13 protein-coding genes and 1 riboswitch are annotated in these 12,912 nt (G+C 69.7%); of the genes, 4 read left to right on the top strand and 9 right to left on the bottom strand.

The window, feature by feature from the left end; all coding sequences use genetic code 11:
- Nucleotides 1-41: 41 nt before the first annotated feature.
- Entirely contained in the window at nucleotides 42-377 is a 336-nt protein-coding gene (locus tag ACFYRU_RS13950) for a DUF485 domain-containing protein (RefSeq protein WP_387657462.1), read from the top strand.
- Nucleotides 378-388: 11 nt separating this feature from the next.
- Nucleotides 389-2,017, top strand: a complete 1,629-nt coding sequence (locus ACFYRU_RS13945; RefSeq protein WP_387658128.1) for a cation acetate symporter — start codon at nucleotides 389-391, stop codon at nucleotides 2,015-2,017.
- A 111-nt stretch (nucleotides 2,018-2,128) separates the two neighbouring features.
- Here ACFYRU_RS13945 and ACFYRU_RS13940 read toward each other — a convergent pair whose 3' ends face one another.
- From ACFYRU_RS13940 to ACFYRU_RS13930, 3 genes are read right to left on the bottom strand one after another with little or no spacing between them, the layout of a single operon-like run.
- A complete protein-coding gene (locus tag ACFYRU_RS13940; RefSeq protein ID WP_387657460.1) occupies nucleotides 2,129-3,622 on the bottom strand; it encodes a CHAD domain-containing protein in 1,494 nt (497 codons plus the stop codon).
- A 20-nt stretch (nucleotides 3,623-3,642) separates the two neighbouring features.
- Nucleotides 3,643-3,783 carry a hypothetical protein gene (locus tag ACFYRU_RS13935; protein ID WP_387657457.1) on the bottom strand — a complete coding sequence of 47 codons (141 nt, stop codon included), beginning with the start codon at nucleotides 3,781-3,783 and terminating at the stop codon, nucleotides 3,643-3,645.
- Complete coding sequence (locus ACFYRU_RS13930; RefSeq protein WP_387657455.1) at nucleotides 3,780-4,571, bottom strand: methyltransferase; 792 nt, start codon at nucleotides 4,569-4,571, stop codon at nucleotides 3,780-3,782. Before ACFYRU_RS13930 ends, ACFYRU_RS13935 begins: the two co-directional genes overlap by 4 nt.
- A 28-nt stretch (nucleotides 4,572-4,599) precedes the next feature.
- On the opposite strand from ACFYRU_RS13930, the gene ACFYRU_RS13925 reads away from it, so the two are divergent.
- Nucleotides 4,600-6,099 carry a PLP-dependent aminotransferase family protein gene (locus tag ACFYRU_RS13925; protein ID WP_387657452.1) on the top strand — a complete coding sequence of 500 codons (1,500 nt, stop codon included), beginning with the start codon at nucleotides 4,600-4,602 and terminating at the stop codon, nucleotides 6,097-6,099.
- On the opposite strand, the gene ACFYRU_RS13920 is transcribed toward ACFYRU_RS13925, so the two are convergent.
- The 5 genes from ACFYRU_RS13920 to ACFYRU_RS13900 all read right to left on the bottom strand — a co-directional run bounded on the left by ACFYRU_RS13920 (nucleotide 6,062) and on the right by ACFYRU_RS13900 (nucleotide 11,496).
- Entirely contained in the window at nucleotides 6,062-7,030 is a 969-nt protein-coding gene (locus ACFYRU_RS13920) for a FecCD family ABC transporter permease (RefSeq protein WP_387657450.1), read from the bottom strand. The two genes, ACFYRU_RS13925 and ACFYRU_RS13920, sit on opposite strands and share 38 nt — an antisense overlap.
- Nucleotides 7,027-7,992 (bottom strand): FecCD family ABC transporter permease, encoded by a 966-nt coding sequence (locus ACFYRU_RS13915; RefSeq protein WP_387657447.1) that lies wholly within the window; start codon nucleotides 7,990-7,992, stop codon nucleotides 7,027-7,029. Before ACFYRU_RS13915 ends, ACFYRU_RS13920 begins: the two co-directional genes overlap by 4 nt.
- A complete protein-coding gene (locus ACFYRU_RS13910) occupies nucleotides 7,989-9,008 on the bottom strand; it encodes an ABC transporter substrate-binding protein (protein ID WP_387657445.1) in 1,020 nt (339 codons plus the stop codon). Before ACFYRU_RS13910 ends, ACFYRU_RS13915 begins: the two co-directional genes overlap by 4 nt.
- A gap of 26 nt (nucleotides 9,009-9,034) precedes the next feature.
- Nucleotides 9,035-9,218: riboswitch (cobalamin riboswitch) on the bottom strand.
- A gap of 30 nt (nucleotides 9,219-9,248) precedes the next feature.
- A complete protein-coding gene (locus tag ACFYRU_RS13905) occupies nucleotides 9,249-10,202 on the bottom strand; it encodes a hypothetical protein (RefSeq protein WP_387657442.1) in 954 nt (317 codons plus the stop codon).
- A gap of 13 nt (nucleotides 10,203-10,215) precedes the next feature.
- A complete protein-coding gene (locus tag ACFYRU_RS13900) occupies nucleotides 10,216-11,496 on the bottom strand; it encodes an MFS transporter (RefSeq protein WP_387657440.1) in 1,281 nt (426 codons plus the stop codon).
- Between the two features lie 187 nt (nucleotides 11,497-11,683).
- Here ACFYRU_RS13900 and ACFYRU_RS13895 point away from each other — a divergent pair, with 187 nt between their 5' ends.
- Nucleotides 11,684-12,457 (top strand): hypothetical protein, encoded by a 774-nt coding sequence (locus ACFYRU_RS13895; RefSeq protein ID WP_387657437.1) that lies wholly within the window; start codon nucleotides 11,684-11,686, stop codon nucleotides 12,455-12,457.
- A 54-nt stretch (nucleotides 12,458-12,511) separates the two neighbouring features.
- Here the strand turns inward: ACFYRU_RS13895 and ACFYRU_RS13890 are convergent, their stop codons facing one another.
- Complete coding sequence (locus ACFYRU_RS13890; RefSeq protein ID WP_387658125.1) at nucleotides 12,512-12,850, bottom strand: sterol carrier family protein; 339 nt, start codon at nucleotides 12,848-12,850, stop codon at nucleotides 12,512-12,514.
- Nucleotides 12,851-12,912: the final 62 nt, after the last annotated feature.

Genomic DNA, 12,912 nt, shown 5'->3' with positions numbered 1-12,912 from the left:
GGCTCCGAACCGCCCGGCGTTGTCCCCGTTGGAGGCCTGCGATGAGTGAATCCACTCGCGATCCGGACCTGTCGTCGTACCGGGATGTCCAGCTCTCACCGGACTTCTCCGAGCTGCGCCGCCGGTTCCGCCGTTTCGTGTTCCCGATGACCGCACTGTTCCTGGTCTGGTACTTCGTCTACGTCCTGCTCGCCGACTACGCACACGGCTTCATGTCGCACAAGGTCGGCGGGAACATCACCGTCGCGCTGCTGTTCGGCCTCGGCCAGTTCGTGTCGACGTTCGCGATCACGCTGATCTACGTCCGCTGGGCGGACCGCCGGCTCGACCCGGACGCCGAGAAGCTGCGTCACCAGATCGAGGGAGCACCGCAGTGACCGCCCCACTGATGTTGCCGCTGGCAACAGTAGGCAACCCGACCGTGAACATCCTGATCTTCGCGCTGTTCGTGCTGGCCACGCTGGCGATCGTGTTCCGGGCGTCCCGGAACAACAAGACCGCGGCGGACTTCTACGCCGGCGGCCGGTCCTTCACCGGCCCGCAGAACGGCATCGCGATCTCCGGCGACTACCTGTCGGCCGCGTCGTTCCTCGGCATCGCCGGCGCGATCGCCCTGAACGGGTACGACGGCTTCCTGTACTCGATCGGCTTCCTGGTGGCATGGCTGGTCGCGCTGCTGCTGGTCGCCGAACTCCTCCGGAACACGGGCCGGTTCACGATGGCCGACGTACTGTCGTTCCGCCTCAAGCAGCGGCCGGTCCGGATGGCGGCCGCGATATCGACCCTCGGCGTCTGCTTCTTCTACCTGCTGGCGCAGATGGCAGGCGCCGGGGGTCTCGTTGCACTGCTGCTCGGCGTCGACAGCAAGACAGGTCAGAGCCTCGTGATCGCCGTGGTCGGCATCCTGATGATCACGTACGTGCTCGTCGGCGGCATGAAGGGCACCACCTGGGTGCAGATCGTCAAGGCCGTCCTGCTGGTCATCGGCGCCGGACTCATGACGCTCTGGGTGCTGGCGAAGTACACCTTCAACCTGTCCGGTCTGCTGGGCGCGGCGGTCGACAAGAGCCCGGCCGCCGGCGAGAAGCTGCTGAGCCCCGGCCTGCAGTACGGCCACACCGGCGTCACAAAGCTGGACTTCATCTCGCTCGCGCTCGCCCTGGTGCTCGGCACCGCCGGCCTGCCGCACGTACTGATGCGGTTCTACACCGTGCCGGACTCGAAGGAAGCGCGCCGCAGTGTCAGCTGGGCGATCTGGATCATCGGCATCTTCTACCTGTTCACGCTGGTGCTCGGGTACGGCGCCGCCGCGATCGTCGGACCGGACCGGATCAAGGCGGCCCCCGGCAAGGCGAACTCTGCCGCGCCGCTGCTCGCGTACGAACTCGGGGGCGAGGTGCTGCTCGGGATCATCTCGGCAGTCGCGTTCGCGACCATCCTCGCGGTGGTGGCCGGGCTGACGATCACCGCGAGTACGTCGTTCGCGCACGACATCTACGGCCAGATCATCAAGAAGGGCCAGATCAGCGGCGACGGCGAGGTCCGGGTGGCGCGGCTGACCGCGGTCGTGATCGGCATCGTCGCGATCGTCGGCGGCATCTTCGCGAACGGGCAGAACATCGCGTTCCTGGTGGCGCTCGCGTTCGCGGTCGCGGCGAGTGCGAACCTGCCGACGATCCTGTACTCGCTGTTCTGGCGGCGGTTCAACACCCGCGGTGCGCTGTGGAGCATCTACGGCGGTCTGGCCTCGACGATCATCCTTATCGTCTTCAGCCCGGTCGTCTCCGGCAAGGTCGACGCCAAGACCGGCAAGAGCCTGTCGATGATCACCGACACCGGTGTCGACTTCCACTGGTTCCCGCTGGACAACCCCGGCATCATCTCGATCCCGCTGGCGTTCCTGCTCGGTTGGCTGGGCACCGTCACCAGCAAGGAGCCGGTCGACGTCGACCGCTTCGCCGAGATGGAGGTCCGCTCCCTCACCGGTGCCGGCGCCGAGAAGGCGGTGTCGCACTAGAAGAGACCTGTCAGGCAGGCCCTGCTGAATCGACGCGAACCTGCCTGACAGCCCTACCCCCGCCCCAGAGACGGGCCCGGCACCCTCCCGCCCGGGCCCGTCTCTTGTTGCTCAGAGGTGGAATTCGAGGGTCGGCCAGAGTTCGTAGAAGGCTTCGCGGGAGGTGTTGCCGCGGACTTCTTCGGTGGCGTGCAGGCGGCCGTAGGTGAAGGGGTTGCCGCCTTCGGCGTAGACCTCGAGGGCGAGGCGGTGGAGGAGTTCGCGGGAGACGACCGAGTCCTGGTGTTCGCCGAGGATTTCCTGGACCTGTTCGGCGCGGGCGGCCAGCTCGGTGGCCTCGTCGGCCAGGACAGGGACGGCGGATTCGGCCGCGTAGCGGAGGCGTTTGGCGGACTTGCGGACCTCGTGGAGTTCGTGGTCCTGCTCGGCGACGGTCTCCGCCTGCTGCGAGCGGCGTACCGCCTTCCGCATCCGCTTGCAGTCGTGGGTGAGCAGGTCCCCGATCTGCTTGCGGGCCTTGCGGTCGTCGCCGGTGATCGGGGGCTTGGCGATCAGGTCGTCGAGCGCGTCCAGCAGCCGGAAGTACCGCGGGCTCTCCAGCGCGGCGAGGGCGGCGGCGCGGCCGTCGCGGTAGACACCGCGGAGGTGGTCGTCGATGCGGCCGGCGACGCGGCCGATGACCAGCTCGACGGGTTGTTCGGCGACCTCGGCGGCGAAGTGCTCGCGTTGGACCTCGGCATCGCGGGCGGCGCCGAGTTCACCGGCCAGCCATTTCAGTTCGGCCCGGAGCTCGTCGCCGGCGGCGCGGTCGACCACCGGACGGTACGTCGCCAGCGCCGAACGCAGCCGCCGGGTCGCGACCCGGAACTTGTGGATCGAGTCCGGTACGTCCCGCCGTACCTCGGGGTCGCGGTCCCGGATCGCCTGCACCTGCGCGCCGGCGTACGCGCGGAACAGGTCCGACGTCAACGGCTTCTTCGGCAGCTCGAACGGGTCGTACCCCGGTACGCGATCGCCGAGCGCCCGCGCCAGCTTGCTCGGCCCGCTCGCGGGCCGGGCGCCTGCCCGCAGCAACAGGTCACCCGCATCGGACAGCAGCGCGCTGTCGCCGCCGACCAGCTCGACCTCCCACTCGCGCCAGCTCTCCGGCTCGCCGCCGGTGACGGTCGCGGTCACCTGGTCGTCGGCAACCTCCGCGAGCACACCACCGTCGGCGTCGAGCAGCCGATGCACGATCCGCCGGGTGTTCAAGGTGACGACCGGCAACAGCGGATGGTCGCGCACATGGACGCGGACCGTACGGACGACCGCGATCGGCACGCTCCGCGTCGAGCGGCCGAGCGGGTGATGCACCTCCAGCCGTTCGCCCGACGAGACCGGGAGCTTCACGTGCCAGCCGTCGTCCTCGCCGCCGGTGCGCCGCCGCAGCGTCACCTTGTGCGCGGCCAGGTCGAGGTCGGCGGTGTCGTAGTACACCGCCTCGAGGTCGAGCTCGACCGGTTGCGCGACGCTCGCCACCCCGGGCAACTCGTGCAGCGCCGGCAGGATCACGCTGTCGTCGACGTCGTACTTCGTCTCGATCTCGAGCTGCTCGGTGGGGGCCATGCCACTTGTTTACCAGGCGTTCATGAACGCGCCCTGAGATCGTCGACCAATCGTTGCAGATCGCGGTCGACCGGGGCGCCGACGGTGGCCCGGAGCTGGCGGCGCCGGTTCCGGTTCAACGCACCGCAGATCACGGCGATCAGGATCAGGAAGGCAATCATGTCCGGCCCACTCCCTTGAAGAACGTGTAGTGAAAGGTGCCGCCGGGCTCGGCGGATCTCGACAGGTCGCGAATGCCGGCGGCCCATTCGGCAGCGGTCAGGAGGCCTGCGGCGACGGCGCGTTCGCGGACGGACTCGACCATCGCGATGAAGGTCTTGCGGGTGAACCCGTCGACGAGGTGCGGCAGGTTCTGGTCGGCGTACACGGTCCGCGGCTCGGCCCGTACGTCGGCGTACCCGGCCTGTTCGAGCAACGGCTGGAGGCGGCGCCCGATCAGCGAGTCACCGCCCGCGGCGGCCTGCAGGTCGACGAGGCAGTCGATGACGGCCTGCGCCCGCGGGCTCCGCGGATGGAAGAACGCGGACCCGTGGTCGCCCTCGATGACGGTGATCGTGCCGCCCGGCTTCAGCAGACCGCGCAACCGAACCAGCGCGGCGACCGGATCGGCGAGGTGTTCGAGGACGAAGCAGACGAAGACGTGGTCGAACTTCTTGTCCGGCAGCTCGTGGAGATCCAGCAGCCGGAAATCGACCTCGGCGAGCGCGGCGACGCGGGCCTTGGCCTGCGCGAGCGATTCCTCGGAGATGTCGATCGACACGAGTTCGATGGCCGGGCTCCGGGTAACGAGCTGGACGGTCTGCGCGCCGACCCCACAACCTGCCTCGAGGACGCGGCTGCCAGGTGGGTACGTCGTACCGCCGTGCAGCAGGTCGGCGAGCGTACCGGCCTGGTCGGTCAGGCGGCGGGTCTCCGCCGGGGTGTAGCCGTGGACGTAGTCGGTTCCCATACCTCAACGGTCGCGCCACAATGGTCCTGTGAACAGGTCCAATTCAGGGATAAGTGGCCGGTCCAAAGGATCGGACTTCCTGCAGCTCGACCCGGCCGAGGCACCGGCCGGCGGGCTCGCCGACTGGCTGACCGACCGCCTCCGGACCGCAATCTCGATGGGCCATCTGCCGGTCGGCGCGCGGCTGCCGTCGACCCGCACCCTGGCCGCGGACCTGGGCATCTCCCGCGGCGTGGTCACCGAGTCGTACCAACGGCTGACCGAGGACGGCCACCTCGCCGGGCGGGGGCGAGCCGGGACGATCGTGGTTGCCGTCCCGCTGGCGAACCGAACGACAGGACGTAGTCGTCTACGTACACCGCCTCGCCCGCCTGGCGCGACCGACGCAGCGGGCCGAACCGCGGACACCTCCTGTCGTTCGGTACCGGACCTCGACATCTTCGACAACCTCCGGTCCGCCCCGGCCCGGATCGATCTGACCCCTGGCGTGCCGGACCTGGCTGCCTTCCCCCGAACGGCCTGGTTGCGGGCCGAGCGGGCGGTGCTGACAGACCTGGAGGCGGCCGAGTTCGGGTACGGCGACCCGGCCGGGACCCCGGCGCTCCGGCGGGCGGTGGCCGGGTGGCTGGCGCAGTACCGCGGGATCGCGGCCGACCCGGAGGACCTGATCATCGTCGCCGGTGTCGCTCAGGCGATCGCGATGGTCGCGCAACTGCTCGGCCGGCACGGTGTCGACGAGATCGCCGTCGAGGATCCCGGCTCGCTCGGATCCCGCCAGCACCTGCAGGGCTGGGGCATGCGGACGCCGCCGATCCCGGTCGACGAGCGCGGCCTGCAGGTCGACGTACTGCGGAAGTCCGGCGCGTCCGTGGTGATGGCGACACCGGCCCACCACTTCCCGACCGGAACGGTCCTCGACGGCGAACGCCGGCGCGAACTCGTCCAGTGGGCCACCGACGGCGGGCTGGTGATCGAGGACGACTACGACGCCGAGCACCGGTACGACCGCCCGCCGGTCCCCGCACTCCGCGCGATGCTCCCGGACCAGGTGATCTACGTCGGCAGCGTCTCCAAGCTGCTGGCGCCCGCGCTGCGGATCGGCTGGATGCTGGCACCCCCGCAGTACAAGGACGAACTCATCGGCCGCAAGCGCCTCGCCGACCTCGGCAACGCGGCTCTCCCGCAGCTGACCCTCGCGCAACTGATGGAGTCCGGCGAACTCGAACGCCAGCTGCGGTTCCTCCGCCGCCGGCATCGGACCCGCCGCGACGCGATGGTCACCGCGATCCGCAACCACTTGCCCACCGCAACCATCCACGGCGCCGCCGCGGGCCTGCACCTGACCATCACGTTCGACGAGGGCGACGACACGACGCTGGCCGCCGCCGCGCTGCAACAAGGCGTGAAGTGTCACCCGCTCTCCTGGCACTGCCAGCTCCCGCACGCGCCCGGTCTGGTCCTCGGGTACGCCGCCCGCACCCCGACCGAGATCACCGAAGCGATCGCCACGATCGCGAAGGTCTGCTGAGCAGGTACAGCAGGTACGGCGCACCGAGAAACGCCGTCACCACACCGACCGGCAGCACCGTCGGCGCCACCACGGTCCGCGCGATCAAGTCGGACGCAACCACGAGCAACGCCCCGATCGCTCCTGGGACAAGCAGTCCGGTACGCCGTGGAGCCAACTGCGGCGCCACCAACGCCACGAACCCGATCGGCCCGGCCGCCGCCGTCGCGAACGCCGCGAGCCCCACGCCGAGCGCGATCAACGCACCACGCGCCAGCTCGACCCGCACTCCCAACGCCCGCGCGACGTCGTCTCCGAGCTCGAGCAACCGCAGCTGCCGCGTCAACACAACCGCCGCCGGCAGCCCAACGCCGACCGTCCCGCCGACCAGAACGACGTCCGACCACGACCGCCCGGCAAGACTCCCGGCCAGCCACATCGACGCACTCTTCGCGGTGTAGATGTCCGCGAGCGTCAGCAGGTACGCCGTCAACGACCCGATGATCGCGGTCACGCCGATCCCGACGAGCACCAACCGGTGGCCCGCGATCCCGTCCCGATACGCGAGCAGGTACACACTGATTGCCGCCAGCAACGACCCGAGCAGGGCTCCGAACGGGATCCACCCGCTGCCGAGGACGGTGATCATCAGGACCGCGGCCAGCGCCGCGCCGGCGTTGATGCCGATCAGGTCCGGGCTCACCAGCGGGTTCCGCGCCAGCCGTTGGAAGATCGCGCCGGACACCGCGAACGCCGTACCGACGCCGATCCCGACCAACACACGCGGCAGCCGATTGCCGACGACCACGTCGTACGTGATCAACGTCCCGTGCCCCGCGAGCGTTCGCAGTACGTCGGCCAGGGACAACGCGAAGTCGCCCTGGGTCAACGCGAAGGCTCCGACCACCAATGTGCACAACCAGGCGGCCGTCGCGACCGCGAAGCCCTTCACAGCGCGGCCGTCCGCCGGCGCCGAACCAGCGCGATGAACAGCGGGGCGCCGACGATCGCGGTGACGATCCCGACCTGCAGCTCGGCCGGCCGAGCGACGAACCGTCCGACAACGTCGGCCAACAGCAGTACCGCCGGGGCGAGCAGCATCGACAACGGGAGGATCCGGCGCTGGTCGGGCCCCAGGAGCAGCCGCGCGACGTGCGGTACGGCGAGCCCGAGGAACCCGATCGGCCCCGCGATCGCGGTCGCCGTACCGGCGAGAACGACCACGGCCAGGCCGGCGAGTACGCGGACCAGCAGCACCCGGGTGCCGAGCGCGCGGGCGAGGTCCTCGCCGAGCGCGAGCTGGTTCAGCGACCGGCCGAGCACCAGCGCAAGACAGGTGCCGACGGCAACGAACGGTACGGCCTGCGCGACGACGGAGCCGGAGGCGAGCGACAACGACCCGACCACCCAGAACCGGTACTCGTTCAGCGTGGAGAGGTCCGTCAGCGTCGCGACCGACGTGAGCGAGCCGAGCAACGCGGAGATCGCTGCCCCGGCCAGCGCCAGCTTCACCGGCGCCGCGCCGCCGATCAGGTACACGACGACCGTCGCGACCAGCGCGCCGCCCAGCGCGAACCAGACGTACCCCGTCAGACTGTGGACGCCGAACACCCCGATCGCCGCGACGACCGCGACCGCGGCGCCGGCGTTCACGCCGAGGATCCCGGGGTCGGCCAGCGGGTTCCGGGTGACGCCCTGCATGACCGCGCCGGACAGTCCGAGTGCGGCGCCGACGAGCAGCCCGGCGACCGTCCGCGGCAATCGCAGGTACCGGACCACTCGATCGGTGTCGCTCCCGCTGAAGTCCGCGAACGCTCGGTACACCTCGCCAGGTCCGATCCACTGGTTGCCGACGCACATCGACAGCACGACCACGACCGCGAGCAGGCCGACGAGGCCCGCAGCCCGTTTCACTTCACCAGGTCGGGATGCAGGAGGTGGCCGAGGTTCTCGGTCGTGTACGCGCCCCGGACGCCGGCCGAGTGGTTCGCGAACAGCCACGGGATCACATGCTTCGAACGCACCGCCTTGAGGTTCGCGAACGCCGGGTTGGCGAGCATCCTGTCGACGTCCGGCTGGGCGGCCGCCGGCGTCAGCGACGCGTCGCAGCAGCCGCTGATCAGTACGTAGTCCGGGTCCCGCCTGATGAACTCCTCGACGCTGATCTTCACGTTCCGCTTCGAGGTCAGGTCGGCGAACGCGTTCACGCCACCGGCCTGCCGGATCAGTACGGTGCCGAAATCCGGGCCGCCGGACACCGTCATCCCGCCGCCCTCGAGCCCCGGCCGGACGATCGCGACGGTCGGCCGCGGCGTATCCTTGACCGCCTCCGCGACGGCGGCGATCCGGCGTTTCTGGTCGGCGATCACCTGCTCGGCGCGGTCCTCGACGCCGAACAGCCGGCCGAGATCGCGCAGGTCGGCGTACACGTTGTCCATCGACACCGTCGACGGGTCGATCGCCTCGTCGCCCTTGCCGTCCGCGGTCGGGCACAGCGGGCTGAAGATCCAGGTCCGGACGCCGAGGTCGGCGAGGCTCTGCCGGCTGCCGAAGCTCGCGTCGCTGCCGGCCGCGCTGAACACGTCGTTGAAGCCGGACAGCACGAAATCCGGATTCAGGCTGAGCAGTTCCTCGCGGCTCGGCAGGTTCTTGAAGTACTTCGCCTTCGACTGCGCGGCCGCGTACTCCGGCAGCACCTGGGCGTCCAGGTACGCCGTACCGACCAGGCGGTCCGAGATCCCCAGCGCGTGGGCCAGCTCGATCGCCGGCTGGTACGCAGCGAACACCCGCTCGGGCGGCTTGTCGGCGGAGACCTCGATCCCGCAGTTCTTCACCACAGCCTCGCCGGGAGAACTCTCGGCGGCGGACGGCGCGCAGCCGGCCAGCAGGGTCAACGACAAGGCAACAGCGAACACACGTACGACGGCCATGGGCGGACCGCTCCTCCAGCACCTCGTGGACGGGTCAGCGCCGTGGCCGGTCTCCTGGCTGACGGGTACCGCGTCCACCGGTCTGACCTTCCCAGCCGCACGCGGCCAGTGGTCCTCTCGCGAGCCGACTGGTGCACATCCCGATCACAGTGGCGAGGGCCGCGCCGGTATCGCACCGGCTTCCCGAACACCACGGCGCGGCCACCCTAACACCCGCGACCGGGTCGCAGATACCCAGGCTCAGTGGGTGTAGACCGATGCCATCGCGAGCGCGAACTGGGTCATCACGTCCGGGTTGATCGCACGTGCCGGGAGGGGGACGAAGTCGACCAGCTTGTCGTCGCCGACCCGGATCGTGGTCCGGCCGGTTGCCGTGTCGACGTACCCTTCGTCGCCGAACGGGATCGACTGCGAGGTCGCGGCCTTGCTCAGCGGGGCGATCAACGCCTTCGCCTGCGGCGTGTGCCGTACCGAGGTGGTCAGCAGGCCCGACGCGGTGATCCAACCGCAGACCGGGTCGCCCTGTGCCGTCTCGCTGTCGCGCCGCGCGGTCGGCCGCGCGCCCAGTACCTTCTCCGCCGCGGAGGACCCGCGGTCGCAGTCCGGGAGCGTGACCACCGGGTCCGCCGTCGGTACGTCCACCGCCTGCTGCGCGACCTCCTGCGCGAGTACGACGTACTTCGCGAGCGTGGCCTTCGGACCGGCGACCTTGTACAGCTTGCCCCCGACCAAGAAGACCACGAACGTACTGGCTCCGTAGCCGCCGTCACCGACCACCACCGGCTTCACCGGCTCGCCCTTGTACGCCTTCTGCGTCGCGGCCAGCGTCGCCGCGGTCGCCGGCAGCACCGAGGTCTCGACGTTCAGCACCGGACCGTTCGGGAAGTTGCTCAACGTCAGCTGACAGACGTCGTACGTCGGGATGCCGAAATCGGTCGGTGTCGCCTTCGTCTGGACGTCCACCGCGGGCACTGCGAGCGTGGTCCGGACCAACTCCTGATCCAGCTTCATGCACACGGTCTCCGCGGGCGTCGCCGAGGCGGTCGGCGTCGGCGTATCCGAGGGGGTCGCCGACGGGGTGTCCAGCGAGCTCACCGACACCAGCGGCGGGACGCTCGGCGCAGTCTCCTGCCCGGGACCACCGCAGCCAGCGAGCAGTACGACAGCCAGGCCAGCGGCGATCAAGGTACGCATGATGCCCCGAAGCCTAGCCCGCGGTCCGGAGCTCTCTTTCCCGTACGGCGTGTTCATCGGTGCGGGCGTCGTACCGCCAGAACTCGCGCAGCCACGCGGCGGTCCCGATCACCCCGACGACGCACAGGGCGCCGCCGCTGACGATCGCGGTCCGGACCGTGGTGAGGTCGGCGACCAGGCCGGAACGGGCCTGACCGCCGAGTGGGCCGAGCGAGTAGCCGAGCATCTCGATCCCGGCCAGCCGGCCGCGCATCTCGTCCGGGATGGTCTGGTTCCAGATCACCGAGCGGAACAGCACCGAGACCATGTCGCAGGCTCCGGCGAGCGCGAAGAAGCCGATGGCGAACCAGATGTTCGGCGCCAGCCCGGCGATCCCGACCGCGGCGCCCCAGCCCATGGTCGCGAGTACGACGGCCCGGCCCTGGTGGTGCACGTGTTTGGCCCAGCCGCTCGTCAGCGAGGCGCACATCGCGCCGATCGCCTCGGCGCTGTACAGCAGGCCGAGCAGCTTCGGTTCCTTCAGGATGTCCGTCGCGAACGCCGGGAACAGCACGATAGGCATCGCCAGGAACATCCCGACCATGTCGACCAGGTACGTCGCCAGCAGGTCCTTGCGGCGGAACGCGTACACGATCCCGCCGCCGATCGCGCGCAGGCTCGGCGCCGTGGTGTGCTCGCGTGAGCGGTACGACCCGAGCCGGGCGTACAGCAGCGTGGCGAACACGATCCCGGCCAGCTCGACCGAGAACGCCCAGGTCACGCCCACCGAGCCGACCAGGACGCCACCGAGCGCCGGGCCGGCCAACTGCCCGACCTGGGAGGTCAGTGAGCTCAGCGCGACCGCGGCCGGGATCTCCTCGTGCTTCACCACCCGCGGGAGGAGCGCTTCGCGCGAGGGTCGCTGCAGCGACGAGGCGACGGCGTTGAGCGCGCCGCAGACGTAGATCAGCCACACCTGCGGGTGCGCGAGCAGGGTGTTCGCGACCATCAGCGCGGAGATCACCACCTGGGCGATCCCGGTCCCGACCAGCAGTTTCCGGCGTTCCACGTGGTCCGCGAGCGCACCGCCGTACAGGCCGAACACGATCAGCGGGACGATCGTCACCAGGCCCATCGCGCCGACCGCGAAGTTCGATCCGGTCAGCTGGTACAGCTGGTACGGCAGCGCGACGTACCCGACCATGCCGCCGAGGAAGAAGACCGAGCCGGCCACCAGCAGGATCCGGAAGTCGCGGGAACCGCGCCACGGGGTCAGATCGACCCGCAACCGGGCCAGCCGGGTACGAAGACTCACCGCACCATGGTGACAGGTCCGACCGGTAAGGACGAACCTGATTTCCGGCCACCCTTTCGAGCAGGATCGAAAGGATCCGGGAGCGACCCGGGGGCGTCCTAGCGTGACAACCGATTGGTTGCCCAGGGCGTCAATCTCGGAGGCCGGGGAAACCCCGGCCGAATCTCGGGAATCGGAGAACAACCGCATGATCTCGATCAAGTCGGCCGGCACCCGGCTGCTCGCCACCCTCGCTGTCGGCGCGGCCGCCGGTGCCACCCTGCTTGTTCCTTCCACGGCCCAGGCCGCGGGCACGGCGACCGCCGCCGTCCCGGCCGTGCTCAAGTCCGGCGAGTACCTCAAGCCGGGCCAGTACCGGCGCTCGTCGAACGGCATGTACACGCTCATCATGCAGACCGACGGCAACGCGGTGCTGTACAAGGGCCGCACGGCGCTGTGGGCCACGGTGACGAACCGCAAAGCCTCGAGCCTGATCATGAAGCGCGACGGCAACCTGGTCGTCGTCTCCGGCCGGACGACGATCTGGGCTAGCAACACCGCCGGCAACACCGGCGCCTTCCTCGCCGTCCAGGACGACTCCAACCTGGTCATCTACAACAGCCGCAAGAAGCCTGTCTGGTACCGGCACATGGTGATCGGCACGCTCGGCTCGGGCCGAGCGCTGCAGGTGTACGACATGCTGTTCTCGACGAGCCGGGTGTTCCGCCTGCAGATGCAGACCGACGGCAACCTCGTGATGGTCAAGAACGGCAAGACGCCGGTCTGGTCGACCCGGACGGTCAGCAAGGGTGCGTTCGCGGTCATGCAGACCGACGGCAACCTGGTCGTCTACAGCGCGGCCAAGCGCCCGCTGTGGTCCAGCAAGACCGTCCGTAAGGGCGCCGTGCTGCAGATGCGGAACGACGGGCGGCTGGTGATCGTGTACGGCCGCACGGCGATCTGGTCGACCTCGGCGCACTGATCCTCGGCGAACCCGACTCGGGCCGCGGCACTGCAGGGGAGTGCCGCGGCCCTGTCACGTCAGCGGCAGCAATTCGGTCAGGTCAGTGCGTTCGCCGCTGGCCCGGAGCTTGCCGGTCATTCGGGCCTCTGCCCAGGTCACGCGGCCGAGCGCGACGTCGATCCACAACTCCGGCGGCATCTCGATCACCGCTCCGGGTGTACCGCGGGTGTGGCGCGGGCCTTCGATGCACTGCACGGCGCCGTACGGCGGAATCCGTACCTCCACCGCGTGCCCCGGTGCCTTCACGACCAGGCGGTTCAGCAGTTCCTTGGTGAGCAGCTTCAGCTCGGCGCGTTCTGCCGTACCGTCGTCGTATCGCTGCAGGGCCTGCTGAAAAGCGGTGTTCGACATCTCCACGACGAGCCAGCGTACGCGGCGGTTTGCGGTGACGCCCCTCTCGTCGGGGATAATCG

The organism is Kribbella sp. NPDC004536 (assembly GCF_042873835.1).
In the GTDB taxonomy this organism is placed as follows: domain Bacteria; phylum Actinomycetota; class Actinomycetes; order Propionibacteriales; family Kribbellaceae; genus Kribbella.
This window is presented reverse-complemented; position numbering and strand designations above follow the sequence as displayed.

What these genes read in the sequence shown, in the direction of transcription:
- ACFYRU_RS13950 (WP_387657462.1), top strand. Translation starts at nt 42, where the DNA reads ATGAGTGAATCCACTCGCGATCCGGACCTGTCGTCGTACCGGGATGTC.
- ACFYRU_RS13945 (WP_387658128.1), top strand. Translation starts at nt 389, where the DNA reads ATGTTGCCGCTGGCAACAGTAGGCAACCCGACCGTGAACATCCTGATC.
- ACFYRU_RS13940 (WP_387657460.1), bottom strand. Translation starts at nt 3,622, where the DNA reads ATGGCCCCCACCGAGCAGCTCGAGATCGAGACGAAGTACGACGTCGAC.
- ACFYRU_RS13935 (WP_387657457.1), bottom strand. Translation starts at nt 3,783, where the DNA reads ATGATTGCCTTCCTGATCCTGATCGCCGTGATCTGCGGTGCGTTGAAC.
- ACFYRU_RS13930 (WP_387657455.1), bottom strand. Translation starts at nt 4,571, where the DNA reads ATGGGAACCGACTACGTCCACGGCTACACCCCGGCGGAGACCCGCCGC.
- ACFYRU_RS13910 (WP_387657445.1), bottom strand. Translation starts at nt 9,008, where the DNA reads ATGGCCGTCGTACGTGTGTTCGCTGTTGCCTTGTCGTTGACCCTGCTG.
- ACFYRU_RS13905 (WP_387657442.1), bottom strand. Translation starts at nt 10,202, where the DNA reads ATGCGTACCTTGATCGCCGCTGGCCTGGCTGTCGTACTGCTCGCTGGC.
- ACFYRU_RS13895 (WP_387657437.1), top strand. Translation starts at nt 11,684, where the DNA reads ATGATCTCGATCAAGTCGGCCGGCACCCGGCTGCTCGCCACCCTCGCT.
- ACFYRU_RS13890 (WP_387658125.1), bottom strand. Translation starts at nt 12,850, where the DNA reads ATGTCGAACACCGCTTTTCAGCAGGCCCTGCAGCGATACGACGACGGT.